The following is a 16,853-nucleotide window of genomic DNA, read 5'->3' on the forward strand; positions in this document are numbered from 1 at the left end:
AGTCCAAGCATGTTTCAAATATTTAAACCGGACATGTCGATCAACTTTATGCGTTGGTCTAAATTGGCCTTCGTGTTGTCCATCGCCATGATTGCCGCGTCTGTCGTCACCCTATCCACTAAGTGGCTTAACTGGGGGCTCGACTTTACCGGTGGTACCTTGATAGAAGTGGGCTTTGAACAGCCCGCTGACTTACCGCAAATTCGTGAGTCACTGGCGGCTGACGGCTTTGGTGACGCCGTGGTACAAAACTTCGGTAGTGCCACTGATGTGATGGTGCGCCTGCGTCCGCGTGATGATATGGAAGGCGAAAACCTCGGTAATGAGGTGCTCAATGCCATCAAAACAGGAACCGGCGATGACGTAGAAATGCGCCGCATCGAGTTTGTTGGCCCGAATGTGGGTGACGAGCTGACTGAAGCGGGTGGGTTGGCGATTATTATCGCGCTGGTCTGTATCCTGATCTACGTGTCTTTCCGTTTCGAGTGGCGCTTGGCCGCGGGGGCGGTGATGGCACTGGCGCACGATGTGATCATTACCTTGGGTATTTTCTCCTTGTTCCAAGTCGAAGTGGACTTGACCATCGTCGCTGCGTTGCTGACGGTGGTGGGGTACTCGTTGAACGATACCATCGTGGTGTTCGACCGTATTCGTGAAAACTTCCGTAAACTACGTAAAGGTGAGTCAGATGAAATCATTAATGCGTCTGTCTCTCAGACCCTGAGTCGAACCACCATTACCTCGGGCACGACTTTGTTTGTGGTGATTGCACTGTTCACCTTGGGTGGAACCATGATCCACGGCTTTGCGATGGCCTTGCTGATTGGTATCACCGTGGGTACCTACTCTTCAATCTACGTGGCGTCTGCACTGGCATTGAAGCTGGGTATTGCGCGTGAGCACCTGTTGGTGCCAGAAGTGGAAAAAGAAGGGCAAGAGTTTGACGCGATGCCTTGATGCGCTCGCCCCGCGTCTGTTGCGGGGCGAATTGCACACTCGGTGTGCGTCGCAGCCAGTATGGCACTCTGTGTTAAAGAGACAGCCGATGATTTGACGGCATAAAAAAAGCGACGCTCACCGAGCGTCGCTTTTTTATACCCAGAGGGAAGCATTATTTTTTCATCGACTCAGGGGCGTTCTCGCGCACTTTGGCCAGCATGCCTTTTACGACGCGTGGTGCACCGCTTACCACGTTACCGCTACGCATGTAGTCGGTTCCACCGTTAAAGTCGGTACAAATCGCCCCAGCTTCACGGGCAATCAATTCGCCTGCCGCGATATCCCACGGTTTCAGGCCAAGCTCAAAAAAGCCATCAACACGGCCTGMGGCCACATAGCAAAGATCCAACGCGGCAGAGCCGGTGCGACGGAAATCAGCACAATCAACGAATAACGCGCTCACGACCGCCATAAAGCCTTCAGCGTGTTGCTTTGCTTTGAAGGGGAAGCCCGTCGCTAAGATGGTGCCGTCGAGCTCTTTGGCGCTACCGGTACGAATACGCTTGTTATTGAGTTGTGCGCCAGCACCACGTTGTGCGGTGAATAGCTCATTACGGATAGGATCGTAAACGCAGCCGATCTCAGTGCGGCCTTTAATACGCACCGCGATAGACACGCTGAAATGGGGAAAGTCGTTAACGAAGTTGGTGGTGCCATCCAGTGGGTCGATGATCCATTGATAGTCGCTATCTTTCCCTTCAGCCACGCCTGACTCTTCGCCAACGATGGTGTGGTCCGGGTAGGACTTTTTGATGATGTCGATGATGATTTGTTCTGCCGCTTTGTCGACATTAGTGACAAAGTCATTACTGCCTTTTTGCGCGGTTTCGATGTTGTCTCTGTTTTCTGCAGATTTGGCGATAAAGTCGCCAGCCTTCCGTGCAGCACGGACGGCGATGTTTAGCATCGGATGCATACGGTTTTCCCAACGGATGTTAAAGAACGAAAGCGGGGCGGAGTATAACAGAGCCAGAGCAAAAGGAAAGTGGGTATTTTTTGACCGTCGCGACGTCCGTGAACTGGCGCGACACGCTTAGCTGAGAAGTATTATCGATTGCACTGTGATAAACTGCGCAGATCTAACAGACACCTGCCCACCCCACCAAGGGTGCACAGCGTAAGAGACGAAAACAACATCATGCTAGATCAAATCCGCGTCGTATTGGTGGGAACTTCCCATTCCGGTAATATTGGCTCAGCCGCAAGGGCAATGAAAGTCATGGGGCTTAGCAATATGACCCTCGTGGCCCCCGAATGTGAAGTGGATGGCCAAGCCATTGCGTTGGCGGCCGGTGCCAGTGATATCGCCAACAATGCGCGGGTCGTCGGTACCTTAGAAGAGGCAGTGGCAGACTGTGGCCTTGTGGTGGGAACCAGTGCAAGAAGCCGGACACTCGAGTGGCCGATGCTCGATGCTCGCGAATGCGGTAAAAAGGCCGTGGAAGAGGCGAGTACTCACCCGGTGGCGATTGTCTTTGGTCGCGAGCGCACTGGCTTGACCAATGAAGAGCTGCAGACCTGCCATTATCATGTGTCGATTCCGTCCAACCCAGACTATAGCTCGTTGAATTTGGCGATGGCGGTACAAACCCTGTGCTATGAAATGCGCGTCGCTTGGCTAGACAGTCAAGCCTATCAAGGCCCCACGCTGGAACAAACCTACCCTTTAAATGAAGAGCTTTCACGGTTTTATCAGCACCTAGAAACGGTCCTTAGCAAAACCGGATTTATCCGTACTCAGCATCCCGGGATGGTGATGACCAAGTTACGTCGGCTCTTTAACCGAGCGCGACTTGAGAGCCAAGAGTTAAATATTTTACGGGGGGTGCTGTCATCCATCGAAAAAGTGACCCAACAAGCGGCATCGCGCGAGCAAAATACCGATAATCATCGCGCTCAGTGATCCTTTCAACCGAGCATGCGTAACTTAGGGTGAAAACCTGACAAAAATACTCAGGTAAATACTTGACCAAATTACTCGGGTATGTAACTATCTGAGCATCTATTCACCACAGGTAGCGTGTTATGAGATTGACTTCGAAAGGCCGTTATGCGGTTACCGCCATGCTCGATGTGGCGCTTCATGCCGAGCAGGGTCCTGTACCACTGGCGGACATCTCTGAGCGTCAAGGCATTTCCTTGTCTTATCTTGAGCAACTTTTTTCACGGCTCCGCAAGTCGGGGTTGGTGACAAGTGTACGTGGTCCCGGCGGCGGCTATCGCCTCGGTATTGCGGCAAGTGACATTGCCGTGGGGGCCGTGATTGCTGCCGTTGACGAATCTGTCGACGCGACCAAGTGCCAAGGTAAAGCGGATTGCCAAGGCGGCACCCGTTGTTTAACACATACTCTGTGGCACGACTTAAGTGCCCGAATTAGCGGCTTTTTAAACGACATCACGCTCGGTGAGCTGATGCATGATAACGAAGTGAAGCAAGTAGCAGATCGTCAGGACGCTAAACTGGATGCCTCATTGGCGCCCAGAAACACATTTAGCTCGAAGGTCAAACAAGATAGCGCCACCATAGGCGTGAACGTTCGCTCCTGATGACCAATGTCGGTGTAATTGGAGAAAAACATGAAATTGCCCATTTATTTTGATTATTCAGCCACGTGTCCGGTGGATCCGCGCGTTGCTGAAAAAATGAGTCAGTACCTGACCATGGACGGGTTTTTTGGTAACCCGGCCTCTCGTTCACACCGCTTTGGCTGGCAAGCAGAAGAAGCGGTTGATACAGCGCGTGAGAACATTGCCAATTACTGCAATGCCGACCCACGTGAGATCGTGTTTACCTCTGGCGCGACTGAGTCAGACAACTTGGCTATCAAAGGTATTGCTAATTTCTACTCCAAGAAAGGCAAGCACATTATTACCTGCAAAACAGAGCATAAAGCCGTGCTTGACCCTTGCCGTCAACTGGAGCGTGAAGGCTTTGAGGTGACATATCTTGAGCCAGAAGAAAACGGCCTGGTCGATCTGAAGAAGCTCGAAGCGGCGATGCGTGACGACACGATTTTAGTGTCAATCATGCACGTGAATAACGAGATTGGTGTGATTCAAGATATCTCTGCGATTGGCGAGCTTTGTCGTGAACGTAAAATTATGTTCCACGTCGATGCGGCGCAGTCAGTGGGTAAAGTGCCACTGGACGTCAAAGAGATGAAAATCGATTTGATCTCATTCAGCGCACACAAAGCGTACGGCCCTAAAGGCATTGGTGCCTTATACGTTCGCCGTAAGCCACGCGTACGCATTGAAGCGCAAATGCATGGTGGTGGTCACGAGCGTGGTATGCGTTCAGGCACATTGCCTACTCACCAAATTGTGGGCATGGGTGAAGCGTTCCGTATCGCGAAAGAAGAGCGCGAGAAAGACTTCCAACATGCGCTGGCATTGCGCGAGCGTTTTTATGAAGGCGTGAAAGATTTAGAAGAAGTTTACGTCAATGGCGATTTGGAACAGCGTGTTCCACATAACCTAAACGTGAGCTTTGCCTTTGTTGAAGGCGAGTCATTACTGATGGCACTGAAAGATCTGGCGGTATCGTCAGGATCTGCGTGTACCTCAGCAAGCCTCGAACCTTCCTATGTGCTTCGTGCGCTTGGACGCGACGATGAGCTCGCACATAGCTCGCTGCGCTTCTCATTTGGTCGCTTTACGACGGAAGAAGAAGTGGATTATGCGATTGAGAAAGTGCGTGAAGCAGTGAATAAACTGCGTGAAATGTCACCACTTTGGGACATGTACAAAGACGGTATCGATCTAAGTACCGTTGAATGGGCGCACCACTAACTCGAATAACGCGCCAGCTGGCAACAGTGAGCAATCATATTGAGGAAACGATTATGGCTTACAGCGATAAAGTAATTGACCACTACGAAAACCCACGTAACGTTGGCTCGTTTGAGAAAGGCGACCCATCGGTTGGTAATGGCATGGTTGGTGCCCCTGCGTGTGGCGACGTCATGAAACTACAAATCAAGGTGAATGACGAAGGCATCATCGAAGACGCCAAGTTTAAAACATACGGCTGCGGCTCGGCGATTGCCTCGAGCTCACTGGTTACCGAGTGGGTGAAAGGCCGCTCGATTGACGACGCTGCTGCGATCAAAAACTCTGAGATCGCAGAAGAATTAGAGCTACCACCCGTCAAGGTGCACTGCTCTATCTTGGCGGAAGACGCCATTAAAGCGGCGGTCAGTGATTACAAGAAAAAACACCAGCAGTAAAACGAAGGGGTTGTTGATATATGGCTATTACCATGACACAGGCGGCAGCAGATCGCGTCAGAGCGTTTCTCAATAACCGTGGCAAAGGCATTGGCTTGCGCCTGGGCGTGAGAACGTCAGGGTGTTCAGGCATGGCCTATGTACTCGAATTTGCGGATGAGCTGCAAGAAGGCGATCAGGTTTTTGAGTACGATGATGTCAAGGTAATCGTCGATGGTAAGAGCTTGCTCTATCTCGAAGGGACAGAGCTGGATTTTGTTAAAGAAGGCCTGAATGAAGGTTTTCAATTCAACAACCCTAACGTGAGTAGTGAATGTGGTTGTGGCGAAAGCTTCAACGTGTAATCCGTGAGAGCACATGAATCATTTTGAACTTTTCGAGCTACCGTATCAGTTTGAGCTGGACGGTAGCTCGCTTTCTTCAACGTTTCGGGAATTGCAACGTCAGTACCATCCCGATAATGTTGCTAGCCAAGACGAGAAAACCCGTCTGCAGGCGGTACAGAAAGCATCGCAAGTGAATGACGCGTTTCAGACGTTAAAAGATCCGGTTCGACGCGCTGAGTATATGCTGACGTTGCAAGGTATTGACTTAAAAGACGAACAGCAAACCATGCAGGATCCTGAGTTCCTGATGCAGCAAATGACGTTGCGTGAGGAGCTCGAGTCGATTACCGATAGTCAAGATGAAGCGGCGCTGTTTGATTTTGGTGAAAAAGCCCAGTCACTCTACGACGCATTGATTCTAGAGGTTAAACAGGCATTGGCTGCGTCACAGTGGCAAGAGGCCGCCGTGATTGTGCGTAAACTCAAGTTCGCAGAAAAGCTTCGCCATGAAGTGGAGCGTGTCGAAGATCAGCTGATGAGTTGATCGCCCTTTCGCCTGTCAACGCAGTAAAGTTTAAGGATTAGACATGGCACTGTTACAAATTTCAGAGCCCGGTCAAAGTGCCGCGCCGCATGAGCACAAGCACGCGGTCGGCATCGATTTGGGTACCACCAACACCTTGGTGGCCACGGTACGAAGCGGTACCGCAACCACCTTGAACGACGAACAAGACCGACCACTGATCCCTTCTGTGGTCCATTACGGTGATGATGCCATTTCCGTGGGCTATGACGCCCTCCCACACGTGCAAACGGATAGCGCCAATACCTTGGTGTCTGTCAAACGCATGATGGGGCGTTCATTAGACGATGTGCAAGCCCGTTATCCGCAACTTCCTTATCAGTTTTCACAAACCGAAAATGGCTTGCCACAAGTGGAAACCCGCCGTGGCGCGATTAACCCAGTGCAGGGCTCGTCCGATATCTTACGCACCGTTCGCGAACGTGCGGAAAAAAGTTTGGGCGACGCGCTTGAAGGTGTGGTGATCACCGTACCCGCCTATTTTGATGACGCACAACGTGCGGGGACTAAAGATGCGGCGAAGCTGGCAGGCCTAAACGTGCTGCGTTTGCTTAACGAGCCTACCGCTGCGGCGATTGCTTATGGCCTTGATTCGGGCCAAGAAGGGGTGATTGCGGTCTATGATCTAGGTGGCGGCACCTTTGATATCTCGATTCTACGCTTGTCTCAGGGCGTGTTTGAGGTCATGGCGACCGGCGGCGATTCCGCATTGGGCGGAGACGACTTTGACCATCTACTCGAGCAATGGATCTGTGAGCAAGCCGGGTTTGACACCCTCAGTGGCGATCAGCGCCGTACCGTGCTGCACGCCGCCACGCAGGCGAAAATTGCCCTTTCTTCTGCTGACAGCGCGTCCATCGATGTGCTGGGGTGGCAAGGCGAGCTGAGCCGTGAAACGTTCGATCAATTGGTTGCTCCACTTATTAAGAAAACCTTGATGTCATGCCGCCGCGCATTAAAAGATGCCGGTGTCAGTGCCGATGAGGTGCTGGAAGTCGTGATGGTGGGCGGTTCTACCCGTGTTCCCGCCGTGCGTGAACAGGTTGGTACGTTTTTCGGTCGCGAGCCACTGACCAGCATCGATCCAGATAAAGTGGTTGCCGTTGGCGCCGCGACACAAGCTGATATTTTGGTGGGCAACAAACCAGACTCTGACATGTTGCTGTTAGATGTGATCCCGCTTTCTCTTGGTATCGAAACCATGGGCGGTTTGGTGGAGAAAATTATCCCACGCAACACCACCATTCCTGTGGCAAAAGCGCAAGAATTCACCACGTTTAAAGATGGCCAAACCGGCATGAAAGTGCATGTGGTACAAGGTGAGCGTGAAATGGTAGACGATTGCCGCTCATTAGCACGTTTTAGCCTCAAAGGCATCCCACCGATGACGGCGGGGGCGGCCCATGTTCGCGTGACTTATCAAGTAGATGCTGATGGCTTGTTGTCCGTGACGGCGATGGAAAAATCCACCGAAGTGGAAGCGTCTATCCAAGTGAAGCCCTCTTATGGCTTGAGTGATGATGAGATTGCCACCATGATCAAATCGTCATTTACCCATGCGGAAGAAGACAAAGATGCCCGCTACTTGGCGGAGCAGCGTGTGGAAGCCGATCGTGTGATCGAAGGCTTGCTGGTTGCCATGCAACAAGACGGGGATAACCTGCTCAACCCTGATGAGCAGCAAGCTTTGGTGAAAGAAATAGAAGCCTTGATTGCCTTGCGCAACGGTGATGATGGCGCCGCCATTGAAGCCGGGATCAAAGCATTAGACAAAGCCAGCCAGACCTTTGCGGCACGCCGCATGGATCAATCGATTCGTCATGCGTTGGCCGGCCAATCCATTGATGAGGTGTAATCATGCCTAAGATTATTGTTCTGCCGCACCACGAGTTATGCCCAGAAGGTGCGGAATTGGAAGCGAAAGAAGGGGAAACAGTCCTCGACGTGGCGTTGAAAAATGGCATTGGCATTGAACACGCGTGTGAAAAGTCGTGTGCGTGTACCACCTGCCATGTGGTGATCCGTGAAGGGTTCGACTCGTTAGACGAAAGTGATGAGCTAGAAGATGACATGCTCGACAAAGCGTGGGGGCTTGAGCCGGAGTCTCGCTTGGGTTGCCAAGCAAAAATTACCGATGAAGATTTGGTGGTTGAGATCCCGCGCTATACCTTGAATCACGCAGCCGAAAACCATTAATCCAAGGCTGTAACGGACGGAGAAGCAAGATGAGCTTAAAATGGACAGACTCGCTCGATATTGCAATCGAGCTTTGTGACGCCTACCCAGATGTCGATCCAACCACGGTTCGTTTTACTGATTTGCATCAGTGGATCACTGAACTGGATGATTTTGACGATGACCCAGAGCGTTCCAATGAGCGCATCCTCGAGGCGATCATCATGTGCTGGATGGATGAGAGAGACTGAGGGCTAGCTCTCGCGAGTGATTGATAATACTTGTGTTATCGTCTCCGGCTCGGCACAGTACCTGTGGCCAATAAAACATACATTCAAAGCGGGCCAATGGGCTCGCTTTTTTCATATCGCTGAGGCGTCCAGGCGTTTGTCTGAGGGCTCAGTGAGACACGCTGTACAGTAAAAGCAGCGAGACAGTACAAGGAGTGCAATATGTCAGATTCATTAAACGTTATCCTGTCGCATCAGCCGGCGGCGCCACAGTGGGGCGATAACGCGCTGGTCTCCTTTGACGCTGACAACGCGGTGATCCATGTGTCGAGCGATGCCAACCCGCGAGACAAGGTGCAACAAGCGGCGCGCAAGCTTGAAGGGCAAGGTGTGCCTGCGCTGACACTCACAGGAGAACACTGGGATCTTGAATTAGTCTGGGCGTTCTACCAAGGGCTTCGTGGCCCCAAAAATAAGGTCGCCTTTACGCAGACCGTGTTGAACGATGCCGATACGCAAGAGTTCGAGCTTCGACAGACCGTGGGTGACTGGGTACGCGATATTATCAACCAGACGGCAGAAGAAGTTGGGCCACATCAGTTAGTGGCGCGTGCAGGGGAGTTTGTTAAGTCCATGGCCCCCGACCAAGTCACTTATAAAATCATTTCCGGTACCGACCTGTTAGAAAAAGGTTGGAATGGCATTTATACCGTCGGTCGTGGCTCGGCGCGCAAACCGACCATGTTACAACTTGACTATAACCCTACAGGCGATCCGGACGCGCCTGTGTATGCCTGTTTGGTGGGGAAAGGGATCACCTTTGATTCTGGGGGCTACAGCATTAAAGGCTCCGACTTTATGACCACCATGAAAGCGGACATGGGCGGCTCAGCGACGGCGACCGGGGCGCTGGCGATGGCGATTGCCAAGGGGCTGAATAAACGCGTTAAACTGGTACTCTGCTGTGCCGAGAACATGATCTCAAGCAGTGCTTACAAGTTGGGTGATATTATCACGTACAAAAATGGCGTGACCGTTGAAGTGCTCAATACCGATGCGGAAGGGCGCTTGGTGCTCGCTGATGGCCTGATGTACGCCAGTGAACAAAAACCTGAACTTCTGATTGATTGTGCCACGCTCACCGGATCGGCAAAAGCCGCGTTGGGTAATGACTATCATGCGCTGTTTAGTTTCGACGATGAGCTCGCACACCGTACGCTTGACGCGGCACAAAAAGAAGGCGAGGGCATGTGGCCGTTGCCATTGGCCGAGTTCCATCGCCAGCTGCTGCCTTCCTCGTTTGCGGATATTGCCAATGCATCCATGGGGGCGTACATGCCAGGTGCGAGCACCGCGGCGGCGTTCCTTTCCTACTTTGTTGAGGATTATCAAAAAGGCTGGATGCACATTGATTGCTCTGGCACTTACCGCAAAGCGGCCAATGATAAATGGGCCGTGGGCGCGACCGGAATGGGCGTGAAAACCTTAGCGCGTGTATTGCTCGACCAAGCGAAATAGACCTGTGACACCTTGGGTGAAAGGTTAACAAAAATTTTGTGTGAGTTAACGCTTCACCCGATTGGTCATAGGGACACGCGAGGAAATTTGCTAGGGTAGGCGCGTTGTTGCCCCTAGCGGGCCAGATTCAGACAGTGAAAGGACAAGCGAATGACCATTGAACGCACTTTTTCTATCGTTAAACCTGATGCCGTAGAGCGTAATTTAATTGGCACGCTTTATCAGCGTATCGAAAGTGCAGGTTTGCGTATCGTGGCGGCGAAAATGCTCCATCTTAGCAAAGAGCAGGCAGAAGGATTTTATGCCGAGCACCAAGGGAAGCCTTTCTTTGAATCCTTGGTTGGGTTCATGACGTCAGGCCCTATTATGGTGCAAGTACTAGAAGGCGAGAGCGCGATCAGCCGCTACCGTGAGTTGATGGGAAAAACCAACCCAGAAGAAGCAGCGTGTGGCACATTGCGCGCTGACTATGCGGAAAGCATGCAATACAACTCAGTGCATGGCTCTGATAGCCCTGCGTCTGCAGAGCGCGAAATCGCGTACTTTTTTACCGCGGATGAAATTCATCCTCGCTGCTAAATCAAGCACCTGCTTTTTAATCTTCAAAAAGAGGCGTCAGCCTCTTTTTTTCTGCCTATCGAAATCAGACAACCACATTGAATAACCCCGCTGTTAGAGAGTGGAAACTGTGATCTAAAGCCTGTACAATTTCGCGCCTTAAGCGCGTCCCGAGGAGATATCTTGGCTATGATCAAGGTAAGACATCGGCACGCGTGAGGCGATGATTCAGTCTTACCACCTAGCTAGTTCTTACGAGGCAACCCCCAATGACGACAGAGAAAGTTAATCTGCTTGATTTTGACAGGCAAGGATTGCGTGCCTACTTCGCTGATGAGCTCGGCGAAAAAGCCTTCCGTGCTGACCAAGTCATGAAGTGGATGTATCACTTTGGTTGCGACGACTTCGATGAAATGAACAACATCAACAAGAAGTTGCGTGAGAAGCTCAAGCGGGTGGCAGAAATTAAAGCCCCAGAAGTCAGTGAAGCGCATTACTCCCAAGATGGCACCATCAAATGGGCAATGCGTGTGGGCGGTCAAGACGTGGAAACCGTGTATATCCCCGAAGATGACCGGGCGACATTGTGTGTCTCCTCTCAGGTAGGCTGTGCGCTTGATTGCAAGTTCTGCTCAACCGGGGCACAAGGTTTTAACCGCAACTTGCGTGTGTCTGAGATCATCGGGCAGGTGTGGCGTGCGTCGAAAGAGATCGGCATTGAGAAAGAGACGGGTCGTCGTCCGATCACTAACGTGGTGATGATGGGCATGGGAGAGCCGCTTCTCAACATGAAAAACCTTCTCCCTTCTCTGAATTTGATGCTCGACGACAATGCTTATGGCTTATCTAAGCGCCGAGTCACCGTGTCGACATCGGGCGTGGTCTCTGGCTTGGAGCAAATGATTGGCAAAATCGATGTCGCCTTGGCCATCTCACTGCATGCGCCGAACGATGAGCTGCGTAGCCAAATCATGCCCATTAACGAGCGTTGGGATATCGAGGCCTTTTTGGATGCGGTACACCGTTATATTGCAACCTCAAATGCCAACCGCGGCCGTGTGACGGTAGAATATATCTTGCTGGATCATGTCAATGACTACATGGAGCATGCGCGCCAACTCGCAGAGCTATTAAAAGACACCCCAGCGAAGATTAACCTGATCCCATTTAACCCGTATCCTGGATCACCGTTCAACAAACCGAGTAATTCTCGTATTGATAGGTTTATGAAAACCTTGATGGAATACGACTTTACGGTGACGGTACGTAAAACACGAGGCGATGACATTGACGCAGCGTGTGGCCAACTAGCCGGTGACATTGTCGACCGAACTAAGCGTGCCGAGAAGCGACTGGGCGCACAGGAGGTGATCCCTGTTCGACCCGTCTAAATGAGATGGCGATAAGGGGATGGCATGACAAAAACGGTTTGGGTTGTGGGCGTGTTGATGGCGTTGGTTGGCTGTTCAACGCCAAGTTCGCAGCACAGTGAGCCCAAGTTTGATAAGATTCAAGCCGCAGAGGCGCGTATTGCACTGGGATTAGGCTATCTAAACAGTGATCGCTATCAACAAGCGCAGCAAAACTTGCAGCAAGCGCGCCAATATGCACCTAACTACTATCGCACCTCGCTGTCGATGGCGTATTATCAACAACGTGTCGGTGAAAACGACAAAGCGGATCGCTTATATCAACAAGCGTTAGCGCAAGCGTCTGAAAAAGGCGATGTATATAACAATTACGGTGTTTTCTTGTGCGAACAACAGCGGTTTGCCGCGGCAAATGACGCATTTTTGCAAGCAGTCGTACAACCGTATTATCATCGTGTGTCAGACAGTTATGAAAACGCGGCGTTTTGTCAGCTAAAAGCTGGCCACGTAGAACGCGCAAAAGCCTTGTTTAGCAAAGCGGCTGATCACGACCCACTGAATGTCCGTGCGGGGTTACAACTTGCCAAGTTAGAGATAGAGACTGGGCAAGAGGCAGCAGCCGTCGCACGTATCAAGCGGCTCCACCAACGCGTTGGTGTTCAGCCTGCCGGACTGTTATTGCTAGTGAAAGCTTATCAGCAACAAGGCTACACGGAGCGAGCTGCCCATGACGCTCAGCGATTGGCGCAACGGTTTCCAGAATCCAAAGAATATCAATTGTACCTAGCGAATGAATACTGAACAGACGGAAGAACAAGCGCAATCTGATACCCAACCTGCGCCCGGGGAAGTATTAAAGCAAGCGCGAGAGAAAATGGGCTGGAGTGTTCGTGATGTTGCTGACCGACTTCGGTTGCGGGTCAGTGTCATTGAGGATCTTGAACAAAACAACCCAGACATGGATCAATTGGCCACGTTTACACGTGGCTATTTGCGCTCCTATGCCAAGCTGATGCAAATCGACGCCGATCAGCTGTTGGGTAATAGCAATATGGAAGCGAGCAGTGCGGCTACCGTACAAAAAATGCAAAGCTTCTCGCGCAAAACGCGGCGGCAAAAGAGCGAAAGTCGATTAATGTGGCTGTCTTGGGTGATTATTGCCATTGCGGTCGGGATCACTGGCGTGTGGTATTGGCAGAATCAGCAGGCTATGACGTCCGTGCCAACACAATTGGATAGCCAACAAGCGGATGAACTCGTCACGACCCCATCAGCACAAGATAGCGCGATGGTTGCCGCCGATGCACCGGCAATGGCCGAGCCTGCGATGACAGATTCGGCGGCCTCACAAGGGGCGGAGCCGCAGGTCACTGATGTACAAGATGCCGCGAACGCGCCGGTGTCAGATGAGGTGAGCCCATCAGCATCGACGGCGTCAGAATCGGCCACTGCGGTTGAGTCGGCGCAAACGGACGAGGCGACAACGCAAACAACACCAGAGGCACAACCAACGGCAGCGTCTGAGGATGAAGCCCCCGCAAGCACGGTCAATAACCGTCTGGTGATGACCTTTAGTGGAGATTGCTGGATAGACGTGCGAGACGCCAATGGTGAGCGACTGGCAACCGGGATAAAATCTGAGGGTGAACAAGTGACCTTAACCGGCGACACCCCGTATCAATTAGTATTGGGTGCCCCTAGTGTGGTGAAAATCACCTTTAATGGCGACAACATTGATCTTGATGGCTTCCCAACCGGCCAAGTGGCTCGGTTGCGCCTTCCGCAGTAATCAGAGAACGTCGATATGCACAACGAAACTCCCATCAAACGCCGTCCCTCAACGCGCATCAATGTCGGCAATGTGCCGATTGGTGATGGCGCGCCGATTGCCGTGCAATCTATGACCAACACGCGAACCACAGATGTGGCAGCCACCGTCGCGCAAATCAAAGCGCTAGAAGGGGTGGGTGCAGATATCGTTCGGGTGTCAGTACCCACCATGGACGCGGCGGAAGCGTTTAAAGAGATTAAAGCGCAAACGTCGATCCCTTTGGTGGCAGACATCCACTTTGACTACCGTATTGCATTAAAAGTGGCGGAGTATGGTGTCGATTGTTTGCGTATCAACCCAGGTAATATTGGTAAAGAAGAGCGCATTCGGGCGGTGGTGGATGCCGCACGTGATAAAAACATTCCAATCCGTATTGGTGTGAATGGCGGCTCACTTGAGCGTGATCTGCAAGAAAAATACGGGGAGCCAACGCCCGATGCTTTGGTCGAGTCGGCCATGCGTCATGTCGATATCTTGGACCGTCTTAACTTTGATCAATTTAAAGTCAGCGTCAAAGCGTCAGATGTCTTCTTGGCGGTTGAGTCTTATCGCAAACTTGCGCAGCAGATTGATCAACCTTTACACCTTGGCATTACGGAGGCCGGTGGCGCGCGTGCTGGTGCGGTTAAGTCATCCGTTGGTTTGGGAATGCTATTGGCGGAAGGCATTGGTGATACCTTGCGGGTATCGCTCGCCGCCGATCCGGTAGAAGAAATCAAAGTGGGCTTCGATATTCTCAAATCACTTCGCATTCGCTCGCGCGGCGTCAATTTTATTGCGTGTCCGAGCTGTTCGCGTCAAGAGTTTGATGTGATTGGTACAGTCAATGCGCTCGAGCAGCGCGTGGAAGATATACTGACCCCAATGGATGTCTCCGTGATTGGTTGTGTGGTCAATGGCCCGGGTGAAGCCGAAGCGTCTCACCTCGGTTTGGCTGGGGGTAACAAGCGCAGTGCTTATTACCTCGACGGTAAACGCCAAAAAGAGCGCTTTAATAACGACAACTTGGTGGATGAGTTGGAGGCAAAAATCCGCGCCAAAGCGGCGATGATGGATGAACGCAACCGCATCAAGGTGTCACAAATCGATCAAGAAGGCTAAGCCGTTAGGCGGCCTTCTCCCCTTTTCTATCATGTCGGTAACGGAAGTTAACGTGGCTAAAACAATTCAAGCAATTCGAGGCATGAATGACTGCCTCCCGTCTCAATCTCCTTTATGGCAAAAGCTCGAATCTACGATTAAAAAGGTAGTGAGCGCTTACGGCTATAGCGAAGTTCGCATGCCTATTGTGGAAGCAACGCATTTGTTTAGCCGTGCGATTGGCGAAGTGACAGACGTTGTCGAAAAAGAAATGTACACCTTCGATGATCGCAACGGTGACAGCCTCACTTTGCGTCCTGAAGGGACCGCGGGTTGTGTCCGAGCGGGGATCGAAAACGGTCTGCTGTACAACCAAGAGCACCGCCTGTGGTACACCGGGCCTATGTTCCGTCATGAGCGCCCACAAAAAGGTCGTTATCGCCAGTTTCATCAGTTTGGCGTTGAGGTGTTTGGCCTAAATGGCCCAGACGTGGACGCGGAACTTATCATGATGACCGCACGTATGTGGCGTGAGCTGGGCATTGCTGAGCATGTGCGATTGGAGCTTAACTCAATCGGATCACCACAAGCGCGTGCGAACTATCGTCAAGCGCTGGTGGACTTTTTGATGCAACACGAATCAGTGTTGGATGAAGACAGCAAGCGTCGAATGCAGACCAACCCATTGCGCGTGCTCGATACCAAAAATGCGGACATCCAAGCTGTATTGGTTAATGCGCCTCAGTTGGGTGATTATCTGGATGACGAATCTAAACAGCATTTTGCCCTCTTGTGTGAACTCTTGGACGCGGCAGGTATCGAATACCAAGTTAACCACCGTTTGGTACGTGGCCTCGACTACTACAACCGGACCGTGTTTGAGTGGATCACCGATAGCTTGGGGGCGCAAGGCACGGTGTGCGGTGGTGGCCGTTATGATGGCTTGGTTGAGCAACTCGGGGGGAAAGCGACGCCTGCCGTTGGGTTTGCAATGGGATTAGAGCGTTTGGTTCTGATGCTGGAAAACCTCAACCAAGATGATGTCCGCCCAGCGGTGGATGTGTACATGGTCACGGCGGGTGAAGGCGCGATGATCGCTGGGATGAAACTGGCGGAGCGCTTACGCGAACAGGTGCCCGGACTGCGTGTGATGTCACATTTTGGCGGTGGTAGCTTTAAGAAACAGTTTAAGCGCGCGGATAAAGTCGGCGCCTCTGTGGCGCTCGTGCTAGGCGAGGATGAAGTTGCCAACGGCACAGTGGCGTTAAAAGATTTGAAAGGCGGCGAGCAACAAACACTGAATCAGGATGAGATCGCCGCGTCACTAAAAGCATTGATTTAAGAGGACAGAACGTGGACGTCTACACCACAGAAGAGCAGCAGGTTGAAGCCATTAAAAAGTGGTGGCGAGACAACGGTAAAGCGGTCGTGATCGGCGCCGTTGTCGGTTTGGGGGCGTTATATGGCTGGCGTTATTTTCAGTCACAACAGCTTACCAACCAAGAGCAAGCCTCGCAGCAATACGAACAAGTGCTAAGTGGTATTGAAAGCGGCGATACCGTGTCATTGAGCCAATTAGAAGGCCATGAAGGTTATCGTGCCTTGGCAGCATTGCAGCTGGCACAAAAGCATGTTGCGCAAGGGGAGCTGGAAAGTGCCCGTGAGCAATTGCAAAATGCTCAGCAAGCCGTGAAAGACGAGGCGCTGTACGGGTTGGTGACGACACGCCTGGCGCGCGTTGAAGCGGAGTTAGGCAATTACCCAGCCGCATTGAGCGAACTCGACAAAGTCACCACGCAGAGCTGGACCGCGAAAGTGGAAGAGATCCGCGGCGACGTCTTGCTTCGTCAGGGCGACAAGCAGGCAGCGCGAGACGCGTATGCAGCGTCATTGGCGGCGGCGGAAAGCCCGACCGTTAACATGAAGCTTGATAATCTGAGTCAATAAGGTCGTG

The 16,853-nt window shown here is 51.9% G+C and carries 19 protein-coding genes; 18 read left to right on the forward strand and 1 reads right to left on the reverse strand.

The window, feature by feature from the left end:
• Positions 1–9: 9 nt before the first annotated feature.
• Complete coding sequence (secF, locus tag BZG23_RS06960; RefSeq protein ID WP_077606517.1) at positions 10–957, forward strand: protein translocase subunit SecF; 948 nt, start codon at positions 10–12, stop codon at positions 955–957.
• Positions 958–1,111: 154 nt separating this feature from the next.
• On the opposite strand, the gene suhB is transcribed toward secF, so the two are convergent.
• Positions 1,112–1,915, reverse strand: a complete 804-nt coding sequence (gene suhB, locus BZG23_RS06965) for an inositol-1-monophosphatase (protein ID WP_077606518.1) — start codon at positions 1,913–1,915, stop codon at positions 1,112–1,114.
• A gap of 222 nt (positions 1,916–2,137) precedes the next feature.
• On the opposite strand from suhB, the gene trmJ reads away from it, so the two are divergent.
• The 17 genes from trmJ (at position 2,138) to BZG23_RS07050 (ending at position 16,846) form a co-directional block, all read left to right on the forward strand.
• Positions 2,138–2,902 carry a tRNA (cytosine(32)/uridine(32)-2'-O)-methyltransferase TrmJ gene (gene trmJ / locus BZG23_RS06970; RefSeq protein ID WP_046075012.1) on the forward strand — a complete coding sequence of 255 codons (765 nt, stop codon included), beginning with the start codon at positions 2,138–2,140 and terminating at the stop codon, positions 2,900–2,902.
• Positions 2,903–3,024: 122 nt separating this feature from the next.
• On the forward strand, positions 3,025–3,546 hold the full coding sequence (gene iscR, locus BZG23_RS06975; protein WP_077579558.1) for a Fe-S cluster assembly transcriptional regulator IscR: 522 nt from the start codon (positions 3,025–3,027) through the stop codon (positions 3,544–3,546).
• Positions 3,547–3,576: 30 nt separating this feature from the next.
• Positions 3,577–4,791 (forward strand): IscS subfamily cysteine desulfurase, encoded by a 1,215-nt coding sequence (locus BZG23_RS06980; RefSeq protein ID WP_046075010.1) that lies wholly within the window; start codon positions 3,577–3,579, stop codon positions 4,789–4,791.
• Between the two features lie 53 nt (positions 4,792–4,844).
• Positions 4,845–5,228, forward strand: a complete 384-nt coding sequence (gene iscU / locus BZG23_RS06985) for a Fe-S cluster assembly scaffold IscU (protein ID WP_046075009.1) — start codon at positions 4,845–4,847, stop codon at positions 5,226–5,228.
• 20 nt (positions 5,229–5,248) lie between these two features.
• Entirely contained in the window at positions 5,249–5,572 is a 324-nt protein-coding gene (gene iscA, locus BZG23_RS06990; protein WP_046075008.1) for an iron-sulfur cluster assembly protein IscA, read from the forward strand.
• A 13-nt stretch (positions 5,573–5,585) separates the two neighbouring features.
• Positions 5,586–6,098, forward strand: a complete 513-nt coding sequence (hscB, locus tag BZG23_RS06995; RefSeq protein ID WP_046075007.1) for a co-chaperone HscB — start codon at positions 5,586–5,588, stop codon at positions 6,096–6,098.
• A 43-nt stretch (positions 6,099–6,141) separates the two neighbouring features.
• On the forward strand, positions 6,142–7,992 hold the full coding sequence (hscA, locus tag BZG23_RS07000) for a Fe-S protein assembly chaperone HscA (RefSeq protein ID WP_077606519.1): 1,851 nt from the start codon (positions 6,142–6,144) through the stop codon (positions 7,990–7,992).
• Between the two features lie 2 nt (positions 7,993–7,994).
• The gene (fdx, locus tag BZG23_RS07005) at positions 7,995–8,333 is read left to right on the forward strand and encodes an ISC system 2Fe-2S type ferredoxin (RefSeq protein WP_046075005.1); all 339 of its coding nucleotides are present in this window, start codon (positions 7,995–7,997) and stop codon (positions 8,331–8,333) included.
• A 29-nt stretch (positions 8,334–8,362) separates the two neighbouring features.
• Positions 8,363–8,563 (forward strand): Fe-S cluster assembly protein IscX, encoded by a 201-nt coding sequence (gene iscX, locus BZG23_RS07010; RefSeq protein WP_046075004.1) that lies wholly within the window; start codon positions 8,363–8,365, stop codon positions 8,561–8,563.
• Positions 8,564–8,764: 201 nt separating this feature from the next.
• The gene (gene pepB, locus BZG23_RS07015; protein ID WP_077606520.1) at positions 8,765–10,060 is read left to right on the forward strand and encodes an aminopeptidase PepB; all 1,296 of its coding nucleotides are present in this window, start codon (positions 8,765–8,767) and stop codon (positions 10,058–10,060) included.
• A gap of 150 nt (positions 10,061–10,210) precedes the next feature.
• Positions 10,211–10,639 (forward strand): nucleoside-diphosphate kinase, encoded by a 429-nt coding sequence (gene ndk, locus BZG23_RS07020; protein WP_077579555.1) that lies wholly within the window; start codon positions 10,211–10,213, stop codon positions 10,637–10,639.
• A 248-nt stretch (positions 10,640–10,887) separates the two neighbouring features.
• On the forward strand, positions 10,888–12,009 hold the full coding sequence (locus BZG23_RS07025; protein ID WP_077606521.1) for a bifunctional tRNA (adenosine(37)-C2)-methyltransferase TrmG/ribosomal RNA large subunit methyltransferase RlmN: 1,122 nt from the start codon (positions 10,888–10,890) through the stop codon (positions 12,007–12,009).
• A 24-nt stretch (positions 12,010–12,033) separates the two neighbouring features.
• On the forward strand, positions 12,034–12,789 hold the full coding sequence (gene pilW, locus BZG23_RS07030; protein ID WP_077606522.1) for a type IV pilus biogenesis/stability protein PilW: 756 nt from the start codon (positions 12,034–12,036) through the stop codon (positions 12,787–12,789).
• Positions 12,779–13,777, forward strand: a complete 999-nt coding sequence (rodZ, locus tag BZG23_RS07035; protein WP_077606523.1) for a cytoskeleton protein RodZ — start codon at positions 12,779–12,781, stop codon at positions 13,775–13,777. Before pilW ends, rodZ begins: the two co-directional genes overlap by 11 nt.
• Positions 13,778–13,792: 15 nt before the next feature.
• Positions 13,793–14,920, forward strand: a complete 1,128-nt coding sequence (gene ispG, locus BZG23_RS07040; RefSeq protein ID WP_077579552.1) for a flavodoxin-dependent (E)-4-hydroxy-3-methylbut-2-enyl-diphosphate synthase — start codon at positions 13,793–13,795, stop codon at positions 14,918–14,920.
• Between the two features lie 52 nt (positions 14,921–14,972).
• Positions 14,973–16,241: a histidine--tRNA ligase gene (gene hisS, locus BZG23_RS07045; RefSeq protein WP_046075050.1), complete on the forward strand. Its 1,269-nt coding sequence runs from the start codon at positions 14,973–14,975 to the stop codon at positions 16,239–16,241.
• 11 nt (positions 16,242–16,252) lie between these two features.
• On the forward strand, positions 16,253–16,846 hold the full coding sequence (locus BZG23_RS07050) for a YfgM family protein (protein ID WP_046074997.1): 594 nt from the start codon (positions 16,253–16,255) through the stop codon (positions 16,844–16,846).
• Positions 16,847–16,853 lie beyond the last annotated feature (7 nt).

Source organism: Salinivibrio sp. ML290 (assembly GCF_001995695.1).
In the GTDB taxonomy this organism is placed as follows: Bacteria; Pseudomonadota; Gammaproteobacteria; order Enterobacterales; family Vibrionaceae; genus Salinivibrio; species Salinivibrio siamensis.